26 protein-coding genes are annotated in these 26,040 nt (G+C 73.0%); 11 read left to right on the top strand and 15 right to left on the bottom strand.

The genetic code is table 11. The features are described 5' to 3' along the window. Positions 1–205: 205 nt before the first annotated feature. Entirely contained in the window at positions 206–901 is a 696-nt protein-coding gene (locus ACZ6Z8_RS16275) for a response regulator (RefSeq protein WP_465610187.1), read from the top strand. A 116-nt stretch (positions 902–1,017) separates the two neighbouring features. On the opposite strand, the gene ACZ6Z8_RS16270 is transcribed toward ACZ6Z8_RS16275, so the two are convergent. Together ACZ6Z8_RS16270 and ACZ6Z8_RS16265 are read right to left on the bottom strand one after the other, a co-directional pair. Beyond that, a complete protein-coding gene (locus ACZ6Z8_RS16270; RefSeq protein WP_465610185.1) occupies positions 1,018–2,718 on the bottom strand; it encodes an acyl-CoA dehydrogenase family protein in 1,701 nt (566 codons plus the stop codon). Between the two features lie 175 nt (positions 2,719–2,893). Beyond that, complete coding sequence (locus ACZ6Z8_RS16265) at positions 2,894–3,496, bottom strand: PadR family transcriptional regulator (protein WP_465610183.1); 603 nt, start codon at positions 3,494–3,496, stop codon at positions 2,894–2,896. Between the two features lie 186 nt (positions 3,497–3,682). On the opposite strand from ACZ6Z8_RS16265, the gene ACZ6Z8_RS16260 reads away from it, so the two are divergent. After that, entirely contained in the window at positions 3,683–4,180 is a 498-nt protein-coding gene (locus tag ACZ6Z8_RS16260; protein ID WP_465610181.1) for an SPW repeat protein, read from the top strand. A 90-nt stretch (positions 4,181–4,270) separates the two neighbouring features. Here the strand turns inward: ACZ6Z8_RS16260 and ACZ6Z8_RS16255 are convergent, their stop codons facing one another. Both ACZ6Z8_RS16255 and ACZ6Z8_RS16250 read right to left on the bottom strand, forming a co-directional pair. Further along, the gene (locus ACZ6Z8_RS16255) at positions 4,271–5,677 is read right to left on the bottom strand and encodes a class II fumarate hydratase (RefSeq protein ID WP_465610179.1); all 1,407 of its coding nucleotides are present in this window, start codon (positions 5,675–5,677) and stop codon (positions 4,271–4,273) included. A 207-nt stretch (positions 5,678–5,884) separates the two neighbouring features. Beyond that, positions 5,885–6,637, bottom strand: a complete 753-nt coding sequence (locus ACZ6Z8_RS16250; protein WP_465610177.1) for a carbon-nitrogen hydrolase family protein — start codon at positions 6,635–6,637, stop codon at positions 5,885–5,887. Positions 6,638–6,993: 356 nt separating this feature from the next. Here ACZ6Z8_RS16250 and ACZ6Z8_RS16245 point away from each other — a divergent pair, with 356 nt between their 5' ends. After that, positions 6,994–8,964, top strand: a complete 1,971-nt coding sequence (locus ACZ6Z8_RS16245) for a cholesterol oxidase substrate-binding domain-containing protein (protein ID WP_465610175.1) — start codon at positions 6,994–6,996, stop codon at positions 8,962–8,964. 162 nt (positions 8,965–9,126) lie between these two features. Here the strand turns inward: ACZ6Z8_RS16245 and ACZ6Z8_RS16240 are convergent, their stop codons facing one another. Continuing rightward, positions 9,127–9,720, bottom strand: coding sequence for a helix-turn-helix domain-containing protein (locus tag ACZ6Z8_RS16240; RefSeq protein WP_465610173.1), 594 nt, complete (start codon positions 9,718–9,720; stop codon positions 9,127–9,129). A gap of 166 nt (positions 9,721–9,886) precedes the next feature. Here ACZ6Z8_RS16240 and ACZ6Z8_RS16235 point away from each other — a divergent pair, with 166 nt between their 5' ends. Both ACZ6Z8_RS16235 and ACZ6Z8_RS16230 read left to right on the top strand, forming a co-directional pair. Next, positions 9,887–10,648 carry an AzlC family ABC transporter permease gene (locus ACZ6Z8_RS16235; RefSeq protein ID WP_465610171.1) on the top strand — a complete coding sequence of 254 codons (762 nt, stop codon included), beginning with the start codon at positions 9,887–9,889 and terminating at the stop codon, positions 10,646–10,648. Beyond that, complete coding sequence (locus ACZ6Z8_RS16230) at positions 10,648–10,956, top strand: AzlD domain-containing protein (protein ID WP_465610550.1); 309 nt, start codon at positions 10,648–10,650, stop codon at positions 10,954–10,956. Before ACZ6Z8_RS16235 ends, ACZ6Z8_RS16230 begins: the two co-directional genes overlap by 1 nt. A gap of 120 nt (positions 10,957–11,076) precedes the next feature. Here ACZ6Z8_RS16230 and ACZ6Z8_RS16225 read toward each other — a convergent pair whose 3' ends face one another. Next, positions 11,077–11,391 (bottom strand): hypothetical protein, encoded by a 315-nt coding sequence (locus ACZ6Z8_RS16225; RefSeq protein WP_465610169.1) that lies wholly within the window; start codon positions 11,389–11,391, stop codon positions 11,077–11,079. Between the two features lie 141 nt (positions 11,392–11,532). Between ACZ6Z8_RS16225 and ACZ6Z8_RS16220 the strand changes: the two genes are divergently transcribed. The 6 genes from ACZ6Z8_RS16220 (at position 11,533) to ACZ6Z8_RS16195 (ending at position 17,532) form a co-directional block, all read left to right on the top strand. Then, positions 11,533–12,720, top strand: a complete 1,188-nt coding sequence (locus ACZ6Z8_RS16220; RefSeq protein ID WP_465610167.1) for an acyl-CoA dehydrogenase family protein — start codon at positions 11,533–11,535, stop codon at positions 12,718–12,720. A 96-nt stretch (positions 12,721–12,816) separates the two neighbouring features. Beyond that, entirely contained in the window at positions 12,817–13,194 is a 378-nt protein-coding gene (locus ACZ6Z8_RS16215; RefSeq protein ID WP_465610165.1) for a hypothetical protein, read from the top strand. Beyond that, a complete protein-coding gene (locus ACZ6Z8_RS16210) occupies positions 13,191–13,994 on the top strand; it encodes an ATP-grasp domain-containing protein (RefSeq protein ID WP_465610163.1) in 804 nt (267 codons plus the stop codon). Before ACZ6Z8_RS16215 ends, ACZ6Z8_RS16210 begins: the two co-directional genes overlap by 4 nt. Before the next feature lie 163 nt (positions 13,995–14,157). Then, positions 14,158–15,036 (top strand): alkaline phosphatase family protein, encoded by an 879-nt coding sequence (locus tag ACZ6Z8_RS16205; RefSeq protein WP_465610161.1) that lies wholly within the window; start codon positions 14,158–14,160, stop codon positions 15,034–15,036. A gap of 438 nt (positions 15,037–15,474) precedes the next feature. Further along, positions 15,475–15,957, top strand: coding sequence for a hypothetical protein (locus ACZ6Z8_RS16200; RefSeq protein ID WP_465610160.1), 483 nt, complete (start codon positions 15,475–15,477; stop codon positions 15,955–15,957). Positions 15,958–16,179: 222 nt separating this feature from the next. Further along, on the top strand, positions 16,180–17,532 hold the full coding sequence (locus ACZ6Z8_RS16195) for a multidrug effflux MFS transporter (RefSeq protein ID WP_465610158.1): 1,353 nt from the start codon (positions 16,180–16,182) through the stop codon (positions 17,530–17,532). Positions 17,533–17,666: 134 nt separating this feature from the next. Here ACZ6Z8_RS16195 and ACZ6Z8_RS16190 read toward each other — a convergent pair whose 3' ends face one another. The 9 genes from ACZ6Z8_RS16190 to ACZ6Z8_RS16150 all read right to left on the bottom strand — a co-directional run bounded on the left by ACZ6Z8_RS16190 (position 17,667) and on the right by ACZ6Z8_RS16150 (position 25,986). After that, a complete protein-coding gene (locus tag ACZ6Z8_RS16190; RefSeq protein WP_465610156.1) occupies positions 17,667–19,721 on the bottom strand; it encodes a glycosyl hydrolase family 18 protein in 2,055 nt (684 codons plus the stop codon). A gap of 322 nt (positions 19,722–20,043) precedes the next feature. Next, positions 20,044–20,265 (bottom strand): hypothetical protein, encoded by a 222-nt coding sequence (locus ACZ6Z8_RS16185; RefSeq protein ID WP_465610154.1) that lies wholly within the window; start codon positions 20,263–20,265, stop codon positions 20,044–20,046. A gap of 175 nt (positions 20,266–20,440) precedes the next feature. Continuing rightward, entirely contained in the window at positions 20,441–21,022 is a 582-nt protein-coding gene (locus tag ACZ6Z8_RS16180; RefSeq protein WP_465610152.1) for a hypothetical protein, read from the bottom strand. Between the two features lie 186 nt (positions 21,023–21,208). Further along, on the bottom strand, positions 21,209–22,156 hold the full coding sequence (locus ACZ6Z8_RS16175; RefSeq protein ID WP_465610150.1) for an ABC transporter substrate-binding protein: 948 nt from the start codon (positions 22,154–22,156) through the stop codon (positions 21,209–21,211). 51 nt (positions 22,157–22,207) lie between these two features. Further along, complete coding sequence (locus tag ACZ6Z8_RS16170; RefSeq protein ID WP_465610148.1) at positions 22,208–22,885, bottom strand: ABC transporter permease; 678 nt, start codon at positions 22,883–22,885, stop codon at positions 22,208–22,210. Further along, on the bottom strand, positions 22,882–23,550 hold the full coding sequence (locus tag ACZ6Z8_RS16165; RefSeq protein ID WP_465610146.1) for an ABC transporter permease: 669 nt from the start codon (positions 23,548–23,550) through the stop codon (positions 22,882–22,884). The genes ACZ6Z8_RS16170 and ACZ6Z8_RS16165 overlap by 4 nt, the downstream gene beginning before the upstream one ends. Further along, a complete protein-coding gene (locus ACZ6Z8_RS16160) occupies positions 23,540–24,742 on the bottom strand; it encodes an ABC transporter ATP-binding protein (protein ID WP_465610144.1) in 1,203 nt (400 codons plus the stop codon). The genes ACZ6Z8_RS16165 and ACZ6Z8_RS16160 overlap by 11 nt, the downstream gene beginning before the upstream one ends. Positions 24,743–25,024: 282 nt before the next feature. Next, the gene (locus tag ACZ6Z8_RS16155; RefSeq protein WP_402815546.1) at positions 25,025–25,402 is read right to left on the bottom strand and encodes a rhodanese-like domain-containing protein; all 378 of its coding nucleotides are present in this window, start codon (positions 25,400–25,402) and stop codon (positions 25,025–25,027) included. Continuing rightward, positions 25,396–25,986, bottom strand: a complete 591-nt coding sequence (locus ACZ6Z8_RS16150) for a cysteine dioxygenase (protein ID WP_465610142.1) — start codon at positions 25,984–25,986, stop codon at positions 25,396–25,398. The genes ACZ6Z8_RS16155 and ACZ6Z8_RS16150 overlap by 7 nt, the downstream gene beginning before the upstream one ends. Between the last annotated feature and the right edge of the window lie 54 nt (positions 25,987–26,040).

Here is a 26,040-nt window from a genome sequence, read left to right as displayed (position 1 = left end):
GGCGTCCGGCTTCCGGCGTTCGATCCCAGTGTGGGCGGCCCGGTGTCCCGGGCGCCTGAGGCAGTGGTCACGCATCTCGCGCGGGACGCCGGGGCGGCCCCGGGCCCGCCGACCCCGTCGGCGCTTCGTGTACGGCCCCGCCGTGCGGACGACCCCCGGGCATGTCACGGAGAGTCACGTCCCCCTCGCTGCTAGTGTCGGCCGGGTGGATGAACAGCAGCTGGTCTCACCTTCGGATCCGGCAGGCGGGGCGGCGCCCGTGCGGGTACTGATCGTCGACGACCACCCCCTCTTCCGTGAGGGGCTCAAGGCGGCGCTGGAGAGCGCCGAGGGCGTCTCCGTGGTGGCCGAGGCCGAACGGGTCGCCGACGTGCCGGAGGCGGTCGCCCGGCACCGCCCCAATGTGGTGATCATGGACCTCTCCCTGCCCGACGGCTCCGGGCTGGAGGCCGTGCGCCGGCTCTCCGCCCAGGAGCAGCCCCCGCCGGTGCTGATGCTGACCATGTCGGACGACGACGGCAACCTGCTCGCCGCCCTCCAGGCGGGCGCCCGCGGCTACCTGGTCAAGGGCGCGGGGCGGGAGGAGGTGCTGCACGCGGTGCGTACGGTCGCCGCGGGCGGCGCGGTGTTCGGAGGTGAGGTGGCCGGGCGGATCACCGCGCTGCTGGCCGGGGCCAAGATGCGCGAGGCGGGGCAGCTCTTCCCCGACCTCACCGCCCGCGAGGCCGAGGTGCTGGATCTGGTCGCGCGCGGCCACGACAACCGGAGGATCGCCCGGGAGCTGGTGGTCGCGGAGAAGACCGTCCGCAACCACGTCACCCACATCTTCGAGAAGCTGCACGTGGCGACCCGCGCCGAGGCCGTCGCCCGGGCCCGCGACATGGGCCTCGGCGACGGCTGAGCGGGCCCGGTTCCCGGCCCCGGGGGCCGCAGGGGCGTGGGCGCGGTCCGGGGAAGTGGTCCGGGGGTGCCGGTCCGCCGACCGGCACCCCCGGGGTCTTGCAGGCCCTACCGGACCTACGGCTGCATCTCGTACGCGCCCGAGAGCGCCTCGACCCGGGCCCACACCTTCGCGGCGCGCTCGGCGTCGACCACCGGGCGGCGCACGTTCGCCAGCGCCCAGGCGGCCTGCTCCTCGGTGGTGGAGGCCTTGCCGTGCAGCTCGGTCGCGTGCGCGGAGAAGTCGCGGACCAACGCGTCGAAGATCTGGTCCAGGACGTCCGCGTCCAGACCGGTCAGCTCGGCCTGCTCCAGCACGAGCTGGCCGTAGACGATCAGCGCGAACAGCTGGCCGATCTCCAGCAGGAAGTCCAGGTCCGCCTGCTGCTCCTTGCTCGGCGCGTGCTTGAGCAGCAACTCGCAGAAGCCATCGGCCTGTTCGCGGAAGCGGGCGACGTTGGCCAGGTGGGCGTGCTTGTCGTAGGCGGTGCGCCAGTCGTGGAAGCGGATCGCACCGAGACCGCGGGCCGGCCCCTGCTGGAACAGGAAGACGTCGTCGGTGGCGTCCAGCCGGGTCGGCACCGGAGCGTAGTCGGCGGGCGCGAACAGGTAGTTGGCCATGAACTTGAGGATCAGCGCCAGGTTGACGTGGACGGTGCCCTCCAGCTTCGGCAGGCCGCGGATGTCCTTGGCGGCCTTGTCGAAGTAGGTGTCCGCCTCGAAGCCCTTGGCCGCGATGACGTCCCACATAAGGTCGATGACCTTCTCGCCCTCGGTGGTGACCTTCATCTTGGTCATCGGGTTGAAGAGCAGGTAGCGGCGGTCCTCGGCGGAGGCGGTGCGGAAGTAGTCGACGGCCCGCGCGCTGAACAGCTTCATCGCGACCAGGCGGGCGTAGGCGTCGGTCAACTCCCGCCGCACGTGCGGGAAGTCGGTGACCTTGCGGCCGTACAGCACCCGGTTGTGGGCGTGCGTGACGGCCTCGTACATCGCGTGCTCGCAGATGCCGACCGAGGCGGTGCAGAGGTTGAACTTGCCGACGTTGACGGTGTTCAGCGCGGCGTCGAAGGCGGCCTGGCCGGTGTGCAGCACGTCCTCGGCCCGGACCGGGTAGTCCTCCAGGCGGAACTCGCTGACGTACATCTGGGCGTTCACCACGTTCTTGACCAGGTGGTACGCCTCGTGGCGGCTGTCGGCGGCGAAGAAGACGTAGCCCTCGGGGCCCTCGACGTCCGAGCGGCGGCCGAAGACCGAGACCAGACCGGCCACGTTGCCGTTGCCGATGTAGTACTTGGAGCCGGTCGCGGTGAAGCCGCCCTCGCCGTCCGGGGTGAGGATCATGTCGGTGGAGTAGATGTCGGCGCCGTGGGTGCGCTCGGACAGACCGAAGGCCATCACGTGGCCCTCGGCGAGGAGCTTGGCGGTGCGGGCCCGGACGGCCTCGTTCTCGCTCTGCCAGACCGGGCCGAGGCCCAGGATGGTGACCTGCCAGGTGTACCAGTAGCCGAGGCCGTAGAAGCCGAGGATCTCGTTCAGCTCGGCGATCCGCGCGGTGTCCCAGCGCTTGTCCGGGTCGGCCGCGGACGGGGTCAGGAACTCGGCGAACAGGCCCTCCTGCGCGGCGAATTCGAGGAAGTCGGCGTACCAGGCACGGTCGATGTAGGTGTCGATGAGCGCCTTCTTGCCGCGGGACTCGAACCAGTCGACGGTCGCGCGCAGCAGCCGCCGGGTCGGCTCGTCGAACTGCGCGGGGTCGTAGGTGCGCGGGTTGAAGAGCATCAGGGCTCCCTGGGGTCGAGGGTTTCGAGAAGATCGAGGAGGAGTGCGGGTTCGAGTTCGAGCGTGCCGAGGCGTGAAGGCACGGCGAAGCGGGCGCGGCCGAGGACGGGGTTCAGCGAACAGAAGACAGACTTCAGCGAACAGATTTCAGCGGACAGATTTCAGATAACAGATTTCAGACTCTGTCAGCCGGTTTCTGTTCGCCGTCTCCGGTTGCCCGCCCCCGCCCGTCCGCGAGTCGGCGCAGGGTGGTGAGCACGTCGTCCAGCCACGCGAGGTTCATCCGCTCGAACTCGATGCCGCCGCGCAGCACCACGTGCTGCAGCTCCTGCTGGACGTCCAGCGCGTCGAGGTCGGGGAAGTCCCGTTGCTCGCCGTGCAGGTAGCGGGCGAGCAGGGCGGCATGGCTCTCGCGGTGCCGTTCCACCTCGGAGATCAGCACGGTCAGCGCGGCCGGGTCGTCGAAGGCGGCGGCCCGGATCTTGACCGCGAGCTCGTGCCGGACGGTCTCCGGCTCGACCGGTTCACGCAGCCAGTCGGCCAGCGCGGCCCGCCCGGGTCCGGCCGCCGAGTACACCTTCTTGTCCGGGCGGCCGTCCTGCGTGACCTCCTCGGCAGCGACCCAGCCGTCCGCCTCCATCCGCCGCAGCACCCGGTAGATCTGCTGGTGGGTGGCGGTCCAGAAGCGTCCGATGGAACGGTCGAAGCGCCGGGCCAGTTCGTACCCGGAACCGGGCTGCTCCAGCAGCGAGACGAGGATCGCGTGCTCCAGTGCCATGCCCGCATCCTGCTATGCAACGAGTTGCATAGGCAACGTCCATCGGGAGTGTTGAGACGCAGGTCACCGGCGTGATCGGATGGTTATCGGCCAATGCGGACAATCGGGTGTAAAACCTTTGAGAAGGGCACAATAGGTACGGGGTACGCCCCATTCCATGGTCCGGAACCACAGGAGGTGGTATCGGTGGCAACCCATTTGCCCACGGGCATGGAGCACCACCCGGACATCGTCGAACTCCGGGAACACTACGAGCGGGTCACCTCGACCCCCCGCGCCCAGGGCATCGAAGCCCTGGCCGTACTGGCCGGTCTCTTCCTGGCGGCATCGCCTTGGATCGTCGGCTTCACCGCGTTCAGCACCCTGACCGTGACCTGCCTGATCGTCGGGCTGGCCTACACGGCACTGATGGCCGGCTACGGGCCCGCCTACGAGCGCACCCACGCGCGGGCTTGGGCCGCCGCCGCGCTCGGTGTCTGGACGATCATCTCTCCCTGGGTCGTCTCGGGTTCCGTCGCGCACGGCAAGAACATCGTCACCTGCGTCATCGTCGGTGCGGTGATGTTCCTGCTCGGCCTCGCGGCGCTCTCGATGGCCACGATCACGTCGAACGGAGCAGCGATGCGGCTCGGCCGGGCCGGCCGGGCTGAACGAGTCGGCCGCGCAGGCCGCGACAAGGGCTGATCTTCCCCGCAGCCCGCGTCCGGGGCGCGGAGGGCGCGTGTGCCCGCCGCGCCCCGGCACGCGTCCAGGGAAGTCCCGACAGGTACCGGGTTACGGGTGCGTCATCCGCAGCACGTCCAGCGCCCGGTCCAACTGTTCCTCGGTGAGCTCGCCCCGCTCCACGTAGCCGCGCTCCAGCACCACCTGACGGATCGTCTTCCGCTCGGCCAGCGCCTGCTTGGCGACCTTCGCCGCCTCCTCGTACCCGATGTACCGGTTCAGCGGCGTCACCACCGACGGCGAGGACTCCGCGTACTCGCGGGCCCGCTCCACGTTCGCGGTGATGCCGTCCACCGTCCGGTCCGCCAGCAGCTGGGCGCTGTTGGCGAGCAGCCGCACCGACTCCAGCACGTTGCGGGCGATCACCGGGAGCATCACGTTCAGCTCGAAGTTGCCGCTCGCGCCGGCCAGGGTCACGGTCGAGTCGTTGCCCACCACCTGGGCGGCGACCATCAGCACCACCTCGGGCAGCACCGGGTTCACCTTGCCCGGCATGATGGACGAACCGGGCTGCAGGTCCGGCAGGTTGATCTCGCCCAGCCCGGTGCGCGGGCCGGAACCCATCCACCGCAAATCGTTCGCGATCTTCGTGAACCCCACCGCCACCGTGCGCAGTTGGCCGCTCAGTTCGACCAGCGCGTCCCGCGCGCCCTGCGCCTCGAAGTGGTCGCGGGCCTCGGTCAGCGGCAGGCCGGTGGCGCGGGCCACCTCCTCGATGACTGCCGCCGGGAAGCCCGGCGGGGTGTTGATGCCGGTGCCCACCGCCGTACCGCCGAGCGGCAGTTCGGCGACCCGGGGGAGCGTGGCCAGCAGCCGCTCCCGCCCGTGCCGCACCTGGGCCGCGTAGCCGCCGAACTCCTGGCCGAGCGTGACGGGCGTGGCGTCCATCAGGTGGGTGCGGCCCGACTTGACCACCTGCGCGAACTCGACGGACTTGCGCTCCAGCGCCTCCGCCAGGTGCTCCAGCGCCGGGATCAGGTCGTGGGTGACGGCGGCGGTGGCGGCGATGTGGATCGAGGAGGGGAACACGTCGTTGGACGACTGGCTCGCGTTCACCTGGTCGTTCGGGTGGACCGGCCGCCCCAGCCGCTCGCCGGCCAGGGTCGCGATCACCTCGTTGGCGTTCATGTTGGACGAGGTGCCCGAGCCGGTCTGGAAGACGTCCACCGGGAACTCGCCGTCCCAACGGCCGTCCGCGACCTCCTCGGCCGCCGCCGCGATCGCCCCGGCCGTCTCCTCGTCCAGGACCCCGAGGCGGGCGTTCACCCGGGCCGCGGCCGCCTTGATCCGCGCCAGCGCGGCGATGTGCGCGCGCTCCAGCCGCTGGCCGGACACCGGGAAGTTCTCCACCGCCCGCTGCGTCTGCGCCTGCCACTTCGCGGCGGTCGGCACCCGTACCTCGCCCATCGAGTCGTGCTCGATCCGGTACTCCTGCGGCTTCTCCCGCTCGTCACCCATCGTGCGCTGCACCTCCTGTACGGGCCCGCTCGGCCCGGTCACCGGTCTTCCGATCACGACAGCCGCGCACGGGCCCCGGGTATTTCCGCCCGGGGCCGGTGATCCCCGAACGGGAGGACAACGGGGTGCGGCACGGTTACGGCCGGGGGCGCTCGGCGCGGCCCGACCCGGCGCGGACCAGGTCGGCGCGGACCAGGCCGGTGCGGTTCAACGCGGCGCGTGCGACCAGGTGCCGTTCAACTCGGCGCGGACCAGCTCGCCCGGTTCGGTGCCGGCCTGGGCGACCGTCGACCCGTCGGGCGCCCAGACCCCGGAACCGCCCGAGCTGTCCGGGAACACGCCGGTGGGCCCGGCGGAGGTGGACAGTACGACCCAGACCCCGTGCTTCGTGGCCCGGTCCCGGCAGTGGCCGTCCCGGCGCTCGGCCTGCGCGGCGCCCGGGCCGTACAGCGTGGAGGCGACGTAGGCGTCGATGCCCAGCGGGGCGGTCTCCTCGGCGTGCGTGGGGTCGGCGACGTCGGCGCAGACCGCGAGGCCGAGCCGCAGGCCGTCCAGCTCCAGCACGACGGGCTTCTCGCCGGCGGTGAAGCGGTCGGGCTCGCCCTCGCCGTGCAGACGCATCTTCCGGTAGACGACGGCGGCGCCTTCGCCGGTGACCGCCAGGGTGGCGATGGCCTCGCTGCCGTCGGCCTCCGCGACCGGCGCGCCGACCAGCGCCAGCGTGCCGGTGGCGGCGCAGGCCTCGACCAGCGGGGCGAGCCGCGGGTCGGCCGGGTCCACGGCGGGGGCCGCCAGGTCGTAGCCGGTCAGCGACAGTTCGGGGAACACCACCAGGCGGGTTCCCGCGGCCCGGACGGCCTCGGCATGCCGTTCGACGTTCACGGTCAGGGTGTCGGGGCGGCCGCGGTCGGCGCAGAGGGGCTGGGCGACGGCGACGGTCAGCGGCGCGGACGAGGGCACGGCGGGGCCTCCGGTCGATGGGGGTCCGTGGTCAAGATCAACCTATGCGGCCGCCGAAGAGCCGGGCAAGCGCCCGGACCAGGATGAGTCCTCGCCGGCCACCCGCTCGCCGGGTCCCCAGGACGGCCCGACCAGGACGATGCCGCCACCGGTCGGCCCTGCCGCAGCGGGGGCACGGACGGAGTGGACGGTCCTCAGCCGTTCGGGCCATGATCACTCGAACGAGTGAGATCCCGGCCGGATCGCTTCAAACGGTCGTACGGCACTTCGTACGCTCCTGACCGGGTCGGGTGGACACCGACCGCCCCGGAGCGCCGCGGCCCGGCCCGGGGAACCGACGCAGGGGGGCGGACCGGATGACCACAGCACACGACCACGACCGTACGAACGGCGCAGCCGACGCGAATCCCACGAACGACGTGAACGGCGCGAACGACGTGGACGGCGCGGCCGGTGCGCCGGACCGCCGGGGGAGCGGCTGTGACGCCGGACGCGGGCTGACCAGGCGCCAACTGCTCGGCGCCTCCGCGGCGCTCGGCGGCGCGGCCTGGCTGCTGCGCGGCACCATCGGCCCGGACAGCGCGCAGGCCGCCACCCCGGTGCCGCCCGGCCTGCCCGCCGGCACCGAGCTCTACCAACGGGTCTTCGAGAACTGGTCCGGAGAGATCCGCACCGACCAGCTGTGGACCTGCGCGCCGCGCACCCCGGAAGAGGTGCCGGCCCTCGCCGACTGGGCGCACGCCAACGGCTGGCGGCTGCGCGCCTCCGGCTACCGGCACACCTGGGCACCGCTCACCGTCGCCAACGGGACCGCGGACAGCGCCCGCGTCCTGATCGTGGACACCAGCCGCTACCTCACCGCCATCACCGCCGACTCGCCCACCACCGTCCGGGCGCAGGCCGGCGCCGCCATGGAGGCGCTGCTCGCCCACCTGGCGGACCGCGGCCTCGGACTGACGGCCTGCCCGGCGCCCGGCGACCTCACCGTCGGCGGCGTGCTCGCCATCGGCGGCCACGGCACCGCCGCCCCGGCGCACGGCGAACTACGGCCGGACGGGCACGGCTACGGCTCGGTCAGCAACCAGGTGGTACGGCTCACCGCGGTCGTCCTAGACCCGGCCACCGGCCGCTACGCGCTGCGCACCTTCGACCGCGCCGAGGCCGACAGTGCCGCCTTCCTGGTGCACCTGGGCCGGGCCTTCCTCACCGAGGTCGTGCTGCGTGCCGGCGCCGACCGGCCGCTGCGCTGCGTCAGCCGACTGGATATCCCGGCGAGCGACCTGTTCGCCCGCCCCGGGACCGCCACGGGCGGCGGCGGCCTGCTCGGCGGCCTGCTGGGCGGCGGCGACGGCCCGCGCACCCTCACCGAGTTCGTCGAGCGCGACGGCCGGGTCGAGGCGATCTGGTTCGCCTACACCGACTACCCGTGGCTCAAGACCTGGACCGTCAGCCCGACCAAGCCGCTCGCCTCCCGGGCCGTCGACCAGCCCTACAACTACCCCTTCTCGGACAGCGTTCCGGAACCCGTCGCCCGACTGGCCGGCCAAATCGTCTCCGGCGCCTGGGGATCAGCCCCGCTGTTCGGCCAACTCCAGTACCTCGTCGCCAAGGTGGCGCTCACCGGGGACCTCACCGACGTGCTGCTCTCCGGCGGAGTGCTGCGCGACCTGCTCTCCGGCGACCTGATCACCCACCTGCTCGCCGGCGGCCTGCGCTCCGACCTCTGGGGCCCCTCACGCACCGTGCTGCAGTACGTGCGGCCCACCACTCTGCGGGTCACCGCCAACGGCTACGCGATCCTGACGAAGCGCGCCGACCTGCAGTGGGTGGTCAGCGAATTCGCCGCCCACTACCGTCAGTTGCTCGCCGAGTACCAGGCCCGGGGCGAGTTCCCGGTGAACGGCGCGGTGGAGATCCGGGTCACCGGCCTGGATGACCCGTCCTACTCCGGCGTCCCGGGCGCCCGGCCGCCGCTGCTGTCCGCGCTGCGGCCGCGGGCGGACCGGCCGGAGTGGGATACCGCGGTCTGGCTCGATGTTCTGGCCTTCCCCGGTACGCCCGGGCTGGAGCGCTTCGCCCGGGACCTGGAGCAGTGGCTGCTGCGCACCTTCGACGGCACCCGGGCGGGCATGCGGGTCGAGTGGTCCAAGGGCTGGGCCTACACCGCCGAGGCGGCCTGGTCCGACCAGGACCTGATCGGGCGGGTCATCCCCGACAGCCTGCGCGCCGGGGGCGGACCCGGCTGGGACGAGGCGGTCGCCGTCCTGGACCGCCACGACCCGCACCGGGTGTTCGGCAACCCGTTCCTCGACGGGCTGCTGAAATAGGCGCTCCGGAAGGGGTGACGGCGAACGGGAAACAGATGACAGCGAACAGATGATGAAATCTGTTCGCTGTCATCTGTCATCTGTCATCTGTCATCTGTTCGCTGCTCGGCAGCGAGCAGCGAGCAGCGAGCAGCGAGAGCGCCAGGCGCCGGCGCCGGAGCGTCAGATGTGCTCCATCACGATCACCGCCAGGGTGTCCGCCGCCAGCGCGCGGAACACGTGGGGGGCGTCGCCCGGGTAGCTGATGTAGTCGCCCGGGCCCAGCTCGACCGGCGCCTCGCTCGGACCCACCAGGGCCCGGCCCGAGCCGATCATCACATGCTCGACGGTGCCGGGCATGTGCGGGTCGGAGGCCCTGGTCTCGCCGGGCTGGGCCTCGATCCGGTAGATGTCGCGCCGGGCGTTCGGCGGGCAGGAGGAGAGCACGGTGGCCGCGTAGTTGGCCTGCTCGGAGTGGGTCACCGGACCCTCTCCGGCCCGCAGAACCTTGACGGTCGGGCGCGGCGGGTCGACCAGCCGGCTGAACGGCACGTTCAGCGCCACCCCGAGCGCCCAGAGCGTCTCCACGCTGGGGTTCCCCGCGCCCGACTCCAGCTGTGAGAGCGTCGACTTGGCGATCCCGGCGCGTCGGGCCAGCTCGGCCATCGACACTCCGCTCCGTTCGCGTTCGCGCCGGATGGACGCGGCGATCTGTCCGATCAGTTCCGCGCCGTTGCTGCCGTTGGCGCCCTCGGGCCTGGCGGTCCGGTCACTCATGCTCGCCACTCACTCTTTCCCAGGCTCCTTCGGCCGGCTTCCCACTGCTGGTGCCGTTCATGCTGCCATGGTCCGGCCCCCGGAAGGCCGGGGCGATGGTCGTTCGGTCTGTCGGTCGCCCTGTTCGCCTTGACGAACCCATTCCCTCGGGTTCACTCTGATGGACATGCGTTCGCTACTTCGAACACTGGAGCACGCCACCCTCCGCGACATCGCCCTGGTCTGTGTCGCCGACGCACTCGTCGGCGCCTCCTTCGGTGCGATCAGCGTGTCCGGCGGCCTGCCCCTGTGGGTGCCGATGGCCCTCTCCCTCTTCGTGTTCGCGGGCGGCTCGCAGTTCGCGGCCGTCGGCGTGGTGCTGTCGGGCGGGAGCGCGCTCGCGGCCGTCGCCACCGGGCTGGTGCTCAACGCCCGGCTGCTGCCGTTCGGGTTCGCCGTCGCCGATGTGCTCCAAGGCCCCTGGTGGAAGCGGCTGTTGGGGGCGCAGCTGCTCACCGACGAGAGCGCGGCCTTCGCGCTGCAGCAGCACGAACCGCGCCGGCGCCGAGCGGCCTTCTGGATCTGCGGGGTCTCCCTCATCGTGGTCTGGAACCTCGCGGTGCTGCTCGGGGGCCTCGCCGGCGGGCTGATCGGGGACACCGACGTGCTCGGCCTGGACGCGGCCTTCCCGGCGGTGCTGCTCGCGCTGGTGCTGCCCTCGCTCAGGGACCGCGGGACGCGTACGGCGGCGCTGACGGGTGCGGCGGTGGCCGTCGCGGTCACCCCGTTCGTCCCGGCCGGTCTGCCGGTGCTCTTCGCCCTGGTCGGGCTGCTGTTCGCCGGACGGCCGGGGGCGTCGCCGCAGGCCGAGGAGGCGGGAAAGGCGGCCGCGACGCGGCCGGGTGAACCGGAGGCCGCCGTCCCGGCCGTGAAGGAGGAAGTCCGATGATGCCGCTGTACGCCGTACTGCTGCTGGCCGCCGGGACGTACGCCTACCGGGTGGCCGGACCGCTGCTCGGCCACCGGCTGGCACTCTCCGACCGGCTGCGGCATCTGCTGGCCGTCGCGGCGGCGGTGCTGCTGGTCGCGCTGGTGGCCACCGGCGCGCTGACCCAGGGGCACGGCTTCGTCGGGTGGGCCCGACCGGCGGGTGTGCTGGTCGCGGGGCTGCTCGCGTGGCGCCGGGCGCCGTTCCCGGCGGTGGTGGTCGCCGGCGCGGCGACCACGGCGGTCCTGCGGCTGTGCGGGGTGGGCTGAACGACGGCGGGCAGCCGCCCGCCGTCATCCCTCATTCCTGCGCCGAAAACCGCTGGCCGCCACCCGCTGGCCGCCACCCGCTGGCCGCCACCCGCTACCGCCTACCGCCACCCGGTACCGTCACCCGTCCTCGCCCAGCCGCTCCGCCTGCACCTCGGGCCGCTTGCTGTCCCACAGCATCTCCCACACCTTGAACACGCAGTGGTAGTCCCGCATGCTCCCCTGCGAGATCAGCAGGTAGGTGTCCCCGTCCCGGAGGAGCGTCTGCCGCCGGCTGCTCATCGGGTGCTCCGGCGTGAAGGTCGGGACGATCCTCCGCAGCTCCGCGACGGCCTCCTCGCGGGTGCCCTCGACCTCGCCGAGCACCTTGCTGCCCCAGGTCCGGTCCCTGCCGACGCCCACCGTCTCCTCGACGACCAAGGCCCAACGCGCCATGCCCCGCCTCCCCTTCCGTGTCCCGTTCCGGCGGTCCCCGCGGGCGCGACATGTCGCCTTCCTCACTCGTTCCCGCCGGTCCGGGCCGGGGAGGGTTGCGGAATACTCGCCGGTGTCCCGCCGAGACTACAAGGAGCTTCAATGTCGAAGCCGACCCGGATCGACCCGTCCGACCTGCTCGCGGTCGGCGACCTCCTCTCCGACGAGGAGCGGCTGATCCGCGACACCGTCCGCCGGTTCACCGAGGAGCGGATCCGCCCGCACATCGGCGACTGGTTCGAGCGCGGCGTCTTCCCGGCCCGCGAACTCGCCCCCGAACTGGGCGCCCTCGGCGTGCTCGGCATGCACCTCGACGGTTACGGCTGCGCGGGCGCCGGCGCCGTGGCGTACGGGGCGGCCTGCATGGAACTGGAGGCGGCCGACTCCGGGCTGCGCAGCTTCGTCTCCGTCCAGGGCTCGCTCGCGATGCGCTCGATCCACGCCTTCGGCTCGGAGGAGCAGAAGCAGCGCTGGCTGCCCGGCATGGCGGCCGGTGAGCTGATCGGCTGCTTCGGCCTGACCGAACCCGACTTCGGCTCGGACCCGGCGAACATGCGCACCCGGGCGGTCCGCAAGGGCGGCAAGGACGGCGACTGGGTGCTGTCCGGCACCAAGATGTGGATCACCAACGGCAGCATCTCCGACGTCGCCGTGGTCTGGGCCCAGACCGAGGAGGGCGTGCGCGGCTTCCTGGTCGAGCGCGGCACCCGCGGCCTGACCGCGACCGACGTGCACGGCAAGCTCTCCCTGCGCGCCTCCGTCACCAGCGAGCTGGCCTTCGACGACGTGGTGCTGCCCGCCGACGCCGCACTGCCCGGCGTCACCGGCCTGCGCGGCCCACTCTCCTCGCTCAACGAGGCGCGCTACGGCATCCTCTGGGGCACCGTCGGCGCCGCCCGCGACTGCTACACCGCCGCCCTCGACTACGCCAGGACCCGGATCCAGTTCGACCGCCCGATCGCCGGCTTCCAGCTCACCCAGCAGAAGCTGGTCGAGATGATGCTGGAGGTCGAGAAGGCCTACCTGGTGGCGCTGCGGATCGGCCGGCTGAAGGAGCAGGGCGAGGCCCGCGCGCCGCACATCAGCTTCGGCAAGCTCAACAACGTCCGCGCCGCGCTGGAGATCGCCCGCAGCGCCCGTACCGTCCTCGGGGCCAACGGCATCACCACCGAGTACCCGGTGCTGCGGCACGCCAACAACCTGGAGTCGGTGCTCACCTACGAGGGCACCAGCGAGATCCACACCCTCGTCCTCGGCGAGGCCATCACCGGCGAGTCCGCCTACCGCTGACGGCCCGTCCGGTTCCGTCGCGACGGCGGAACCGGAGCGGGAGAGCCGGCGAAAACCGGTGGCCGGGCCCGTCGCGGCCCGGCTACCGTCCCCGCCATGACCAGCCAGCCCGTCCAGCCGCCGCCCCCGACCACCACCCTCTGGCGCCCCACCGGCCCGCAGGAGCTGGCCCTGGTCGAGGCCGCCGACCGGCGTGCCTGGCCGCCCCGGCTTCCCGAGCAGCCGATCTTCTACCCCGTCCTCAACGAGGACTACGCGATCCGGATCGCCCGAGACTGGAACGTGCCCGCCTCCGGCGTCGGCTACGTCACCCGATTCGAGGTGGAGACGGAGTTCCTCGCCCGCTACCCCGTGCAGCGGGCAGGTGGGCGGACGATCCTCGAACTGTGGGTGCCCGCCGAGGAGTTGGAGGAGTTCAACCGGCACATCGTGGGCCGCATCGAGGTCGTCCACGAGTTCCGGCCGGAGCGGTGAGCGCCGTGCGCCCGCCCGTCCTGCTCACCTCCGCCCAGTCGACCGGCACCACCGCCCTGCTCACCGGGGCCGCCGCCCGCCGCGGCCTGGCCACCGCCGTGCTGACCGGCCCGGACACGGTCGAGACGCTCGCCGGGCGGCCGGTCCACTGGTACGGCGGCCCGCTCGCCGCGGCCCGGATCGCCGCGCCGCTCGGCCTCGCCCTGCTCGAACCCGAGGACGACTGGCTCGCCCGCCTCCCCGAGGAGTTCACCCGCCGCCGGATCGAACTCACCACCCTCGCCGAGGCCTGGACGCTGCGCCACCCGGCCTTCGTCAAGCCGCCGGCCGACAAGTCGCTCCCACCCGCGGTCTACCCGGACGGCTCCCGGCTGCCCCGCACCGGCGAGCGGATCGGCCCGGACACCCCGGTCCTGGTCAGCGAGCCGGTGACCTTCGCCGCCGAGTACCGGCTGTTCCTGCTCGACGGCGAGGTCCTCACCGGCAGCCGCTACGCCCGCTTCGGCCGGCTCGACCCGGCGCCGCTGACCGCCGCCGCCACCGCCTTCGCCCGCCGTCTGCTGGACGCCGTCGGGGACACCCTGCCCAGCGCCGTCGCCCTGGACGTCGGCCCGCTCGCCGATCCGTACGACCCGGCCGAGCACTGGGCCGTGGTCGAGGCCAACCTGCCCTGGTTCGCGCACTGCTACGCCGCCGACCCGGACCGGGTCCTGGACGTCGTGCTGCGCGCGGCCGGACCGGCCGCCCAACTCGCCGGGCCCGACCGCCGCTTCGTCCGGACGGTCCGCACGATCGGCTGACGACGGGAGGACCCCCGCGACCGGTCGGCCCCCCGACACCTCGCGGACACCCGCCGTTCGACGGCCGGACGCCGAACGGTACGGCGGGCCGTGAAGCATGGCGCGGTCGGCGGCGCCCTCGGCGGGCGCGGCCGGGTGTGCACGACCGAAAGGAAGCCCCACCATGTCCGCAGCCCAGTGGCCCCGCCCCCGCGTGCTCGTCGTCGGGATCGACGGAGTCCGCCACGACTACCTGGCGCAGGTGCCGATGCCACGCCTCCAGGAGGTCGCCGAGGCCGGGTTCCTGGTGCCGGTCACCGTCGCGGAGACCACGCCCACCATGTCCGGCCCCTGCTGGGCCACCATCGTGACCGGCGTCGAGCCCGCAAAGCACGGCGTCTGGGGCAACCACCTGGGCGGCAACCGGCTGGATGTCTTCCCCGACTTCGCCACCCGCCTCAACCGCCGCGACCGCCGCCGCACCTTCGTCGCGGCCGGCTGGGACCCGCTGATGATCAACGAGTCCGGCGGCCCGCTCTTCCGCGCCCCCGGCCGGCTCTCCTACATCGCGCCGGCCGAGGACACCCCCGAGGCCTGGGAGACCGTCGACGAGGAGGTCACCCGGGAGGCCGTCCACGTCCTCGGCACCGCCGACCCCGAGGCCTCCTTCGTCTACCTCGGCGCCGTGGACGAGACCGCCCACTTCCTCGGCTGCGGAGAGGAGTACCGCGCCGCCATGCGCACCGCCGACGAGCGCCTCGGCCGCCTGCTCGACGCCGTCCGCGGCCGGGCGACCCACGCCGAGGAGCAGTGGACCGTCATCGTGGTCACCGACCACGGGCACGTCGACGCCGGCGGCCACGGCGGCCGCACCGCCGAGGAGCGGACCGCCTGGGTCGCCTGCGCCGGGCACGGCATCCCGGCCGGCCCGCCGACCGGCGAGATCCGCCACCCCGACGTCGCCGCCCAGGTGTACGCCTCGCTGCTGCGCCCGATCGACCCGCACTGGACCCTCGACGGCCGCCCCTTCCCGGTCGCCCGTCCGGTGCCCGCCGCCGTCTGACGGCTGGTCGACACCCGCCCCGTACGGCCCGGTTCCGCGCTGCCCGTTCCGCGCCTCCCGCTGCCCGCCGATGCTCCGGGTGCAGCACGCCGGGCTGCGGCGGAGCGCCGGTTGAGTCAGGCTCGATCGGGGTTCGGATCGGACGCGGGACGGGCGTGTCGGCCTCGGCGCCGGGGCGGCACGTACCTCGGGGCCGGGTCCGCGGACATACGCCGGAAGGTGGAGACCGTACCCCGTGGGTCGGATGCAAGATCGCGACCTCGTGGTGACGCTCCGGCACGGCGGCCCGGGCCACGATGGTTACACCCGACCGGCGGACCGCCCGCACGGACGGGCCGCGGATGGCCGCGGACGCAAGGACGACGGACGCGACGGACGGACCGGCAACGGACCGGCAACGGCCTCGTCGGCGAACGGACACGGAGAGGGCAGTCAGGCATGAAGGGCATCGTGAGCAAGGTCGCGCTGGGAGTCGCGGGCACCGGCATGGCCGTCGCCGTGGCGGCCGTGGCAATCGGCCCGCGGGTGTCCGAGTGGTACGACGGGCGCCACCAGGAGCAGGCCTCGTACGACACCGGCTCGCAGGCCAAGGCCGAGCACCGTTCGGTGCCGGCCTGGCTGCCCGACAACGCCTCCTCGGTGAAGTACCTGATGTCCACCACGGGCGACGACCGGCTGCTGCGGGCCACGCTGCCCGAGGGGCGGCTGCCCGCCGGCTGCAGCACCGGAGTGGCGGCCCGGGGCCCGCACCCGCTGCCGGTCTCGCTCAAGGCGGGCTGGTTCCCGGAGGGCGTCGCGTCCAAGGCCGTCGGCACCTGCGGGCACTACAATGTGACGCTCACCGGCAACCAGCTCTACGCGTGGCAGGACGGCGCGACGTTGCAGGCGGCCCTGCGGGCCGAGCACGTCGCCAAGCACTGAGGGTGCTGATTCGGGCGCTGACCGCGGATCAGCCGTCCTGGCCAGGGAACGAACGGCCCGCCGGGCACCGGAAGGTGCGGGCGGGCCGTCGTCGTGCGCGTGCTGTGGATCGGCCGGTGGACGGATCCGTCCCGGTGCAACCCTGCCGTCGTCCGCGCCCACCGGGCTGCGACAGGACGGATCGTGAACGAACACCACGTCACCGCGTCCGTGAGGAGACCCATGCCCGGCCCGACCGTCGGCCCCGCCGATGACACGCCGACCGCTTCCGCCCCGACCGCTTCCGCCCCGACCGTTTCCGCCCCGACCAGCGCCACCGCCCCCACCAGCGTCGCGACCCCGTCCGTCGGCACGGCACCGGCCGCCGGACCGACCGGCCCCGGCCGGGCCACGATCGCGGTCCTCGGCGGCCTCGCCGCGCTCGGCCCGCTCACCACCGACCTCTACCTTCCCGGCCTGCCCGCGATCGCCGACGACCTGGCCGCCGAGCCGGCGGCCGTCCAGCTCACCCTGACCTTCTCGATGTTCGGGGTCGCGGCCGGGCAACTGCTCTTCGGGCCGCTCAGCGACCGCTTCGGGCGCCGCCCGCCGCTGCTCGCCGGGCTGGTCGTCTACACCCTGTCCAGCGTGGTGTGCGTGCTCGCACCGAACCTCCCGGTGCTGGTCGCCGCCAGGTTCGTCCAGGGCGCGGCCGGGTCGGCGGGACTGGTCATCGGGCGCGCCGTCGCCCGGGACCGCTTCCAGGGCGTCGCGATGCTGCGCTTCCTCGCCTCGATCGCGCTGATATCCGGGCTGGCGCCGATCCTCGCCCCGATCATCGGGGCGCAGCTGCTGCGGTTCACCTCCTGGCGGGGCACCTTCGGCGCGCTCACGGGCCTGGGACTGCTGCTCGCCCTGGCCGCGTTCGGCGCGCTGCGCGAGACGTTGCCGCCGCGGGCCCGGAACGGCGGCGGGGTGGGCGCGGCGCTGCGCGCGATCGGGCGGCTGCTCCGCCACCGGCCCTTCCTGGGGCTGGCGTTGACCAGCTCGCTGGCCTTCGGCGCGCTGTTCGGGTACATCAGCGGGTCGTCGACGGTGCTGCAGCACGTGTACCAGGTCTCGCCGCAGACCTACAGCCTGCTGTTCGGGCTGAACTCGGTGGCCATCGTGGTGATGACCCAGGTGAACGGGCGAGTGCTGGCACCGCGCTTCGCGGCGCGGTCGCTGATGCTGGCCGGGCTCGGGGCGGCGGTCGCGGCCGGGGTGGCGCTGGTGCTGCTGACGACGGTGTGGGACTACGGGCTGGCCGGGTTCTGCCCGCCGCTGTTCGTGCTGATGGGCAGCCTCGGGGTGGTGCTGCCGAACACGGCGGCGCAGGCGCTGAGCCTGGTCGAGCCGCAGAGGGCCGGGACGGCCTCGGCGCTGCTCGGGACGGGCAACTTCCTGTGCGGCGCGGTGGTGGCGCCGCTGAGCAGCCTCGGCGGACGGCCGTCGGCGGTGCTGCTGGCGGTGGTGGTGCTGGGCTGCGGGTCGCTGGCGCTGACGGCCTACCTGACGCTGTGCCGCCCGGGGCGGCTGCGGGAGGCGGCGGGGTGAGGGGGGCGGACGCCTGACGACGAACGGATAACAGCTGACAGATGTTGAAATCTGTCAGCTGTTATCCGTCATCTGTTATCTGTTACCTGTCATCTGTTCGCCTGTGCACTGTCGGCCCTCGGCCGTCACCGCCCTCAGGCGATCGAGAAGTCGTCCCCGTACACGCTGCCCTGCCCGTACCAGCCGTGCAGGTACACCGTGACGGTGCCGGAGGCGCCGGTCGTGAAGGGGACGGACAGCTGGGTCCAGCCCGAGGAGTTGGCCCAGGTACTGGCGGTGGCACCGCCGCTGACGCCCAGGTAGGCATAGGCGCCCTGCACCCAACCGCTCAGCGTGTAGCTGGTGTTGGGCTTCAGCGTCACGGTCTGGGTGCACTCGCCGGTCTGGCTCGCGGAGGCCGCGGCCTGCAGCGCGTACGAACCGGAGTGGACCGGAGTGGAAACCACGGTGCCGCCGCTCTGGCAGGTCCACGGGGCCAGGCCGCCGGTCTCCAGGCCGCCGTTGACCAGGCCGGTCGACGGGGTCGCGCCGGTGACGGTCAGCGAGTAGGTCGCGGTGTGGGTGCCGGAGGGCGCGGTGGCGGTGACCGTCAGCGGGTAGGTGCCCGCCGCGGCGGCCGAGGTGGTGGCGATGTTCAGGGTCGCGCCGTTGCCCGCGGTGACGCTGCCGGGGGTGACGGTGGCGGTGACGCCGGCCGGCGCGCCGCTGACCGAGAGGTTGAGGTTCTGCGCCGACCCGGCCGTGACCGCCGTGGCGATGGCCGCCGAGGCGGACGAACCGGCCGCCGCCGTGCCGGAGTTCGGGTTCACCGCGACCGAGAAGTCGTTGCCGGGCTGGGTGCTCTTGACGTTCAGCGTGAAGACGCTGCCGTGGCTTCCGGAGGCCGCGCTGCCGGTGACCGTCAGCGGGTAACTCCCGGGCGCCACCGAGGAGCTGGTGGTGACGTTCAGGGTGGCGCTGCCGCCCGCGGTGACGCTGCCGGGGGTGACGGTGGCGGTGACGCCGGCCGGGGCGCCGCTGACCGAGAGGCTGACGCTCTGCGCCGACCCGGCCGTGACCGCCGTGGCGATGGCCGCCGAGGCGGACGAACCGGCGTTCACGGTGGCCGAGTTCGGGTTCACCGCGACCGAGAAGTCGTTGGTCACCGTCGAGCCGCTGGTGAACGGGGCGAAGATGTGGGTGAAGTCCCAGGTGTTCTGGTTGATGCCCGAGCAGGAGTCGTCCCCGCCCTTGCCCGCACAGTTGCCGTTGTCGCGCTGGAGTGCCCAGAACGACAGCGTGTTGATGCCCTTCGACACCGCCCAGTTGTACACGGTGGTGGCGTTGGCCACCGTGAAGGTCTCGGCCGCGCCGAAGTCGTCGATGCCGACCATCTCGGTGATCCCGATCGAACCCCACAGCTGCGCCGGGGTCTTGGACGGGTAGAGCCTGGCCAGCTGGTTGTACAGGCCCTGCGCCGAGGTCTGGGTGTCGGCCGCCATGTCGTGGGTGGCGTTGTCGTAGTAGTCGAAGGTCATCATGTTGACGACGTCGATCCGCGCGTTGTTGCTGACCGCGTTGCGCAGTACCGCGAGGCCGCTGTCGGCCAGCCCGCCGGTGGTGGTCGGCAGCGTGTAGGAGAACTGGACGGTGCGCCCGTTGGCCGCGGCCCAGTCCTGCACGGTCTTGATCGCCTTGTTGCGGCGGTCGATGCCGGCCGTGTTGGTCAGCGAGTTGTCCTCGATGTCGAGGTCGATCCGGCTGATGTCGTAGGTGGTGATCAGGTTCTCGTAGGCGGCCGCGATCTGGTTGACGTCGGTGCAGCTGTCGGCCAGTTCGGTGCCGGTGTTGTCGGCGGTGTAGCCGCCGAAGGAGGGGATCACGTCCCCGCCGTTGGCGCGGATGGTGGCGATGTCGGCGCCGAAGGTCGAGGAGGCGACCGGCTTGGAGGTGTCGCCGTTCCAGTAGGGGGTGCAGGAGCCCTTGGTGGCGGCCTGCAGGAAGGCCATCGTGAGGTACTTGGCGCCGGACTGCGCGGCCAGGGTGGCGGGGCTCTGGCCGGTCCAGGACTCGAAGTAGGGCGCGAAGACCCGGCTGGGGAGCGGGGTGGCGGCCTGGGCGGAGCCCGTCCCGGCGGCGACCAGGCCGGCCGAGGCGGCCAGCGTGGCGCAGGCCGTCAACGCGGCCTGGACGGTTCTGCGAAGACGCATGGATTCTCCAACGGAGGTGGTGGGGGCTGGGCGTTGGGGAGGTGCTGGGCGGTCCGGGGCGTCGGCGGCCGTGTGGGGTCGGCCGCGTGGGCCCTGGTCCGGAGGTTCGGTGCGGACACAGGGGCGTGCGGAACCCACCGACTCGCGTGGAGGCGGGCGACGGTGCGAGCGTGACGCGCGCCGTACGGAGCGGGGGTGGTGCGGAGCAGGGCAGGGCGGTGCCTCAGCCGCCGGTGGTCACACCCCCACAGTGCATCCCGGTCGGATCGACATGCTTATGTTTGGACTAGACCAGTGGTCTGTCAAGGGACCTAACAGTTCGTCAGCATACGGCCCCGTCGGCCGAAGGGAGGTGATCGGCGAACGGGGCGCTGCGGTCGTGGCGGAGGCGGGTGGTGGCGCTGCGGGCGGATGCCGCGGACTCGTGGCGGGGCCGCCAGCCGGTGCGGCGACGCAGGTCGCCGAGCGTCTCCTCGACCATGTGCAGGGCGGTGGTCTCCTGGTGGCAGCGCAGCGGCGCGAGCTCGCCGACGGCCCAGGTCAACCGGGCGCGGTCGCCCAGGAGTTCGGTTCAGCGTGCGGTGGTGGGTGTGGTGCGCGCACCATTTCGATGAAGCGTCGTCCACGGACGCCGATGGCCGCGCACCCGGCGGGCGGGGCGCGGCCACGGCTGCCCGGAGCTCAGGACACCGGGCGGTTCGGGGGTGCGGCGGAGGGTGTCAGCGCTGCGGCGGGCAGAGGGTGGCGCGCAGTGCGTCGTTGATCTTCGCCGAGGTGTCCGGGCCGAAGCCGTGGGGGTGGTCGGGCGAGGTGAAGTGCTGGTCGGCGAGCTCGACCAGCTTCGCCGTGTCCTTGGGGAACCGGTACATGGCCTGGCACTGCTTGCGGGCCTGCTCCACCGCCTGGTCGGGCTTGCCGCCGACGATCGCCGGGTCGATCGCGTTCAGTGCGGCGACCACCTTGCCGGTCAGGTCGGCGTCCGGTTTGGCGGGCAGTCCGGCGTCGGCGGGCGGGGCCGGCTTGGCCGGGGCCGACCCGTCCGCGCCGGGCGCCGAGGGGTCGGACGGTGCGGGCGTGCCGGCTGCGGTGGGCGCCGAACCGGTCGAGCCGGCCGTGCCGGTGCCGGACGGGGCGGTGCCGGGCGCGGTGGTGGCGGCGACGGTGGGGGCGCCGGCCGCGGCGGTGGCCCTGTCCGAGCCCGGAGCAGAGCCCGGAGCGGGGCCCGAACCGGAGCTGGAGCAGGCAGCGAGGCTCACCGCGGCGAGTGCCGTGAGGGAGGCGGCGAGGAGACGAGTGCGCATGGCGTCACCCTGTCATGTTCGCGGCGTGGAAGGGAAGGTCCCCTGCGGCGGGCGTGACGCGGCCCCGGACGCGGCGAACGCCGAACGGCGGCGTGCGGAGAGGATCCCCTCCGCGCGCCGCCGCCCGCCGCCCGCCGCCCGCTGCCCGTCGCGGCCGGTCAGGCCGTCAGGCGGGTCCGTCGGCCGTCAGGCGAGCCCGTTGGCCTTCAGCCAGTCCTTGGCCACCGTCGACGGGTCCTCCTTGTCGACCGAGACGCGCTTCATCAGCCCGGTCAGCCCGGCGGTGTCGAGCTTGGCCGACACGGCGTTGAGCGCCGCCGTCGCGGTGGCGTCCACGCCCGCCTTGTTGACCAGCGGGGTGATGTTCTGCGCGCCGAAGACGTTCTTCGGGTCGGTCAACGGGACGAGCTTGTACTGGACGATCTTCGGGTCGGTGGTGAACACGTTGCCGACCTGGATGCTGCCGTCCTTGAGCGCGTTCGCGGTGGTGTCGGCGGTGGGCTTCCACTCCTTGAAGGTCAGCCCGTAGACGTCCTTGAACTGCTGCTCGCGGCGGGACTTGAACTCCGGCGGCCCGCCGATGGTGAACTCGCCGGCCTTGGCGGAGAGGTCCGCGATGCTCTTGAGGTTGTACTTGTCGGCGGTCTCCTGGGTGACGCTGAGCGAGTCCTTGTCCTCGGCGGGGGAGGAGTCGAGGACCGCCAGCGAGGAGGGCAGCGCCTTGGCCAGTGCCGCGTTCACGTCCTGGGTGGTGACGGCGGTGTTCTTAGCGTCCAGATAGGCGAGCAGCGCGCCGTTGTACTCGGGCAGGACGGTCAGGTTGCCGCTCTGCAGCTGCCCGTAGAGGACCTCGCGGCTGCCGATGTTGAACTTCTCCTCGACCTTGACGCCCTTGGCCTTGAGCGCCTGCGAGTAGATCGAGCCGAGGAGGACGTTCTCCGGGAAGTTCGCCGAGCCGACGACCACCGTCCCGCCCGAGCCGCCTCCGGTGGCGGCGGAACCGGCCCCGGAGGACGTGGCGCTCGGCCCGCCGCCGAGCGGGTTGTTGCTGCTCGCGGAGGAGCTGCAGGCGGTGGCGCCCAGGGTCAGCGCGGCGAGGGTGCCGAGGATGACGGCGCGCCTGCTTCTCTTCATTGTCGACATGGTGACAGTTGTCCTTCCGGAACGGATGGGAGAGGAGTGGCCTCAGCGGGCCCGGGTCTGGGCGCGCACCCCGGACGGGAGCGCGAACCGGGCGAGCAGGGCGAAGAACAGCTGGGCGCCGACCGCGAGCAGCACCACCAGCAGCGCACCGCCCACGGTCACCGCGTACTGCCGGGTGGCCAGTCCGTCGATGACGTAGCGGCCGAGGCCGCCCAGCCCGACGTACGCGGCCACCGTGGCGGTCGCGATCACCTGGACGGTCGCGGTGCGGAAGCCCGCCAACAGGGTCGGCGAGGCGGAGGGCAGGCAGACCTGGAAGAGCACCTGCGGGTGGGTCAGTCCGATCCCGCGCGCCGCGTCCCGCACGTCCGGGTCGGTCCCGCGCACCCCCTCGACGGCAGCCACCAGCAGCGGTGGCGCGGCCAGCGCGACCAGCGGGAACAGTACGGCGGTGTCGCCGACCCCGGCGAGCAGCACCGCGAGCGTCACCAGGCCGAGGGTCGGCAGCGCGCGGGCGGCCCCGGCGAGCGCGGTGACCGCGGTGACGCCGCGCCCGGTGTAGCCGATCAGCAGCCCGAGCGGGACGGCGAGCACCGCCGCGTAGAGCAGGGCCTCGCCGGAGAGCAGCAGGTGCTCGGAGACCCGGTGCACGATCGAGTCCGGGCCGCTGCGGCGGTCCGGGTCGGAGAAGAAGTCGCTCAGCCAGTTCAGCCAGTTCACGAGCCCGCCCCCTGCTCCCGGACGGCCCAGGGCGCGAGCAGCCGGCGGGCGGCCACCAGCAGCAGGTCGACGGCCAGCGCCAGGACGGCGATCAGCGCGATGCCGGCCACGATCGGGGTCGGGAAGGTCCGCTGGAAGCCGTCGATGAACAGGTAGCCGAGCCCGCCGCGCCCGACCAGCGCGCCGACGCTGGCCAGCGAGATGCTGGACACCGCGGCGACCCGCAGCCCGGCGATCAGGTACGGCACGGCGGCGGGCAGTTCGACGGCGGTCAGCCGGTGCCACGGCCCGTACCCCATCGCGGTGGCGGCCTGCCGGACGGCGTCCGGGACGGCGCGCAGGCCGTCCACGGTGGTCGGCAGCAGGACGGCGAGGGCGTAGAAGGTGAGCGGGATCATCACCGTCGCCTGGGTGGCGAGCCCGGTGTACGGGATCAGCACCACGAAGACGGCCAGCGAGGGCAGCGCGTAGACGATGTTGAAGACGGCGGACAGCGGCTGGTACAGCCGGGGGAAGCGGGCGCAGGCCAGGCCGAGCGGGACGGCCAGCAGCAGGCCGATGAGCACCGGGACCAGGGCGATCACAGCGTGGTCGGCGAGCAGGTTGCCGAGGTAGCCGAGGTGGTCGCCGATCCAGTACCAGCGGACGATCGGTTCATCGTCCACCGTCGGCTCCGTCCGCCGTGCCCACCGCGTCGGCCGTGCCCGCCGCGTCGGCCGTTCCCGCCGCGTCGGCTGTTCCCGCCGGGTCCGCCGTTCCCGTCGGGTCGGCCGTTCCTGCGGCGTCGGCCGCACCCGGCTTCCGCATGCTGACGGGTCCGCCGTCGGTCGGCGTGAGCGCGGCGAGGACCGCCTCGCGGCTCGCCGTGCCGATCGCCCGCCCGTCGGCGTCCAGCGCGACCGCGACCCCGGCGGGGGAGAGCACGGCGGCGTCCAGGGCGGCGCGCAGGGTGTCGGTGTCCGGGCGGAAGCCGGCGGCGGGCTGCAACTCGGTGCTGCCCGCGCCTCGGTCGATCCAGCCGATCGGGCGGCGCTCGTCGTCCAGGGCCAACTCCCAGCCGGCTTCGCGGTGTCCGCCGCCGACCGGGCGCAGCTCGACGGCCTTCGCGGGCCGCAGGCCGAGGCCGCGCAGGCCCCGGTCGCGGCCGAGGAAGGCGGCCACGCCCTCGTCGGCGGGAGCGGTCAGCAGGGTGTGCGGGTCGGCAAGCTGGGCGATCCGGCCGTGCTCGCGCAGCACCACGACCTGGTCGCCGAGCCGGACGGCCTCCTCGATGTCGTGGGTGACGAACAGCACCGTCTTGTGCAGCTCGGACTGCAGCCGCAGCAGCTCCTCCTGGAGCCCGGCCCGCACCACCGGGTCGACGGCGCTGAACGGTTCGTCCATCAGCAGTACCGGCGGGTCGGCGGCCAGCGCCCGGGCCACGCCGACCCGCTGCTGCTGGCCGCCGGACAGCTGGAACGGGTAGCGCTTGGCGGTCTCCGGCGCGAGTCCGACCAGTTCGAGCAGTTCGGCGGCCCGGGCGCGGGCCTTCTTGCGGTCCCAGCCGAGCAGGTACGGCACGGTGGCGATGTTGTCGATCACCTTGCGGTGCGGGAAGAGCCCGGCCTGCTGGATCACGTACCCGATGCCGCGGCGCAGCTTGGCGGGCTCCAGCTTCGCGACGTCGGTGTCGTCCAGCAGCACCCGGCCCGAGGTGGGCTCAACCATCCGGTTGACCATGCGCAGTAGGGTGGTCTTGCCGCAGCCGGACGGTCCTACCAGGACGGTTATCCGACCGGTCGGGACCTCCAGGTCCAGGCCCTCGACCGCGACGGTGCCGTCGGGGTGGCGCTTGCCGGCGCCCTCGAATCTGATCACTGAGTGTTTCCTCGTCAGGGCGCCCCGGCGAGGCGGCGCCTGTGTCTGTCGATCGGCTCGTCTGGCTCTTGGAGCTCGTTCGGTCGGCTCGTGGCTTGTTCGGCTCGTGGCTCTTTTGTTCGGTTGACGGCGGTTGCACCGCCCGGGCGTTCTTCCGCCCGCGTGGTTGCCCAGCTTCGGACCGGCGGAAACTCTGATCAGACTATGACCTGCATCATCTCCTGTCTCTGATTTACGGCCCGGCACGCGGCGTGACGCCATCTCAGCCGCCGGGGTGGGGTGTCAGCGGGTCGGCAGTCCCGCCGCCGCCCAGCCGACGAATCCGCCGTCCAGGTCGGTCGCCCGGTGCAACCCCAGTTCGCGCAGCGAGGCCGCGGCCAGGCTGGAGGCGTAGCCCTCGGAGCAGACGACGATCACCTCGACGTCGTAACCCGAGGCCTCGGGGATGCGGTGGCTGCCCGTCGGGTCGAGCCGCCACTCCAGGACGTTGCGCTCGATGATCAGTGCGCCGGGGATCTCGCCCTCGGCCGCCCGCTGCGCCGCCGGACGGATGTCCACCAGCAGCGCGCCGTCCAGCTGGGCCTGGTACGCCTCCCGGGCGCGCGGGCGGTGGACGCCCTCGCGGGCCCGCTCCACCAGGTCGTCGATCGTGGTCACCACTGCTCCGGTCCTTCCTCCGAGGTGCGGACGAGCCCGCCGGCCCGCAGGTCGTAGTGCGCCATCGAGCTGAGCGGGGGTGAGTAGGCGTGCAGGGTGACGGCCGGGCCGGGGGCGGTGTTGCGGACGTCGTGCACGTACTCCGGGCCGAAGGCGCGGGCGGTTCCGGCCGGGATCCGGCGGATCAGCAGGCCCTGGTCCGGGCCGCCGAGGGACAGCTCCTCCAACTCGCCGAGGGCGACGGTGAACGCGCCGCGCGAGCCGCCGTGGTCGTGGAAGCCGGTCGACTGGCCGGGCAGCCAGCTGATCAGCCAGACCTCGTGGTCGTCCTCGGCGACCAGCCGCTGGTACCAGCGCTCGTCGGTGGAGAGCCGGACCAGGTGGATCCACTGCTCGGGCCGCTCGGCCAGCTCGCGGACGACGGTCCGCAGGGCGTTCGGACTCAGCGGGGTGCTCGTGGTGCTTGTGGTGCTCGGGCTGTGCGGGGCGTCGGCGTCGTGCGGGCTCTGCGGGGTGCTCGGGGTGTGGGGGGCGCGCGGGGCGTGCGGCGCGTACGGCGGGGTCTCGGAGACGAGGTCCGGGCTCATGGGGCGTCCTCGGGTGCGGCGGGAACGTCGGCAGGGGTGCGCCCGGGCCGGTGG

This window comes from Kitasatospora sp. NPDC101108 (assembly GCF_055584725.1).
This window is presented reverse-complemented; position numbering and strand designations above follow the sequence as displayed.

What these genes read in the sequence shown, in the direction of transcription:
- ACZ6Z8_RS16270 (WP_465610185.1), bottom strand. Translation starts at nt 2,718, where the DNA reads ATGCTCTTCAACCCGCGCACCTACGACCCCGCGCAGTTCGACGAGCCG.
- ACZ6Z8_RS16265 (WP_465610183.1), bottom strand. Translation starts at nt 3,496, where the DNA reads ATGGCACTGGAGCACGCGATCCTCGTCTCGCTGCTGGAGCAGCCCGGT.
- ACZ6Z8_RS16255 (WP_465610179.1), bottom strand. Translation starts at nt 5,677, where the DNA reads ATGGGTGACGAGCGGGAGAAGCCGCAGGAGTACCGGATCGAGCACGAC.
- ACZ6Z8_RS16245 (WP_465610175.1), top strand. Translation starts at nt 6,994, where the DNA reads ATGACCACAGCACACGACCACGACCGTACGAACGGCGCAGCCGACGCG.
- ACZ6Z8_RS16240 (WP_465610173.1), bottom strand. Translation starts at nt 9,720, where the DNA reads ATGAGTGACCGGACCGCCAGGCCCGAGGGCGCCAACGGCAGCAACGGC.
- ACZ6Z8_RS16235 (WP_465610171.1), top strand. Translation starts at nt 9,887, where the DNA reads ATGCGTTCGCTACTTCGAACACTGGAGCACGCCACCCTCCGCGACATC.
- ACZ6Z8_RS16230 (WP_465610550.1), top strand. Translation starts at nt 10,648, where the DNA reads ATGCCGCTGTACGCCGTACTGCTGCTGGCCGCCGGGACGTACGCCTAC.
- ACZ6Z8_RS16225 (WP_465610169.1), bottom strand. Translation starts at nt 11,391, where the DNA reads ATGGCGCGTTGGGCCTTGGTCGTCGAGGAGACGGTGGGCGTCGGCAGG.
- ACZ6Z8_RS16220 (WP_465610167.1), top strand. Translation starts at nt 11,533, where the DNA reads ATGTCGAAGCCGACCCGGATCGACCCGTCCGACCTGCTCGCGGTCGGC.
- ACZ6Z8_RS16215 (WP_465610165.1), top strand. Translation starts at nt 12,817, where the DNA reads ATGACCAGCCAGCCCGTCCAGCCGCCGCCCCCGACCACCACCCTCTGG.
- ACZ6Z8_RS16205 (WP_465610161.1), top strand. Translation starts at nt 14,158, where the DNA reads ATGTCCGCAGCCCAGTGGCCCCGCCCCCGCGTGCTCGTCGTCGGGATC.
- ACZ6Z8_RS16200 (WP_465610160.1), top strand. Translation starts at nt 15,475, where the DNA reads ATGAAGGGCATCGTGAGCAAGGTCGCGCTGGGAGTCGCGGGCACCGGC.
- ACZ6Z8_RS16195 (WP_465610158.1), top strand. Translation starts at nt 16,180, where the DNA reads ATGCCCGGCCCGACCGTCGGCCCCGCCGATGACACGCCGACCGCTTCC.
- ACZ6Z8_RS16190 (WP_465610156.1), bottom strand. Translation starts at nt 19,721, where the DNA reads ATGCGTCTTCGCAGAACCGTCCAGGCCGCGTTGACGGCCTGCGCCACG.
- ACZ6Z8_RS16180 (WP_465610152.1), bottom strand. Translation starts at nt 21,022, where the DNA reads ATGCGCACTCGTCTCCTCGCCGCCTCCCTCACGGCACTCGCCGCGGTG.
- ACZ6Z8_RS16175 (WP_465610150.1), bottom strand. Translation starts at nt 22,156, where the DNA reads ATGAAGAGAAGCAGGCGCGCCGTCATCCTCGGCACCCTCGCCGCGCTG.
- ACZ6Z8_RS16150 (WP_465610142.1), bottom strand. Translation starts at nt 25,986, where the DNA reads ATGAGCCCGGACCTCGTCTCCGAGACCCCGCCGTACGCGCCGCACGCC.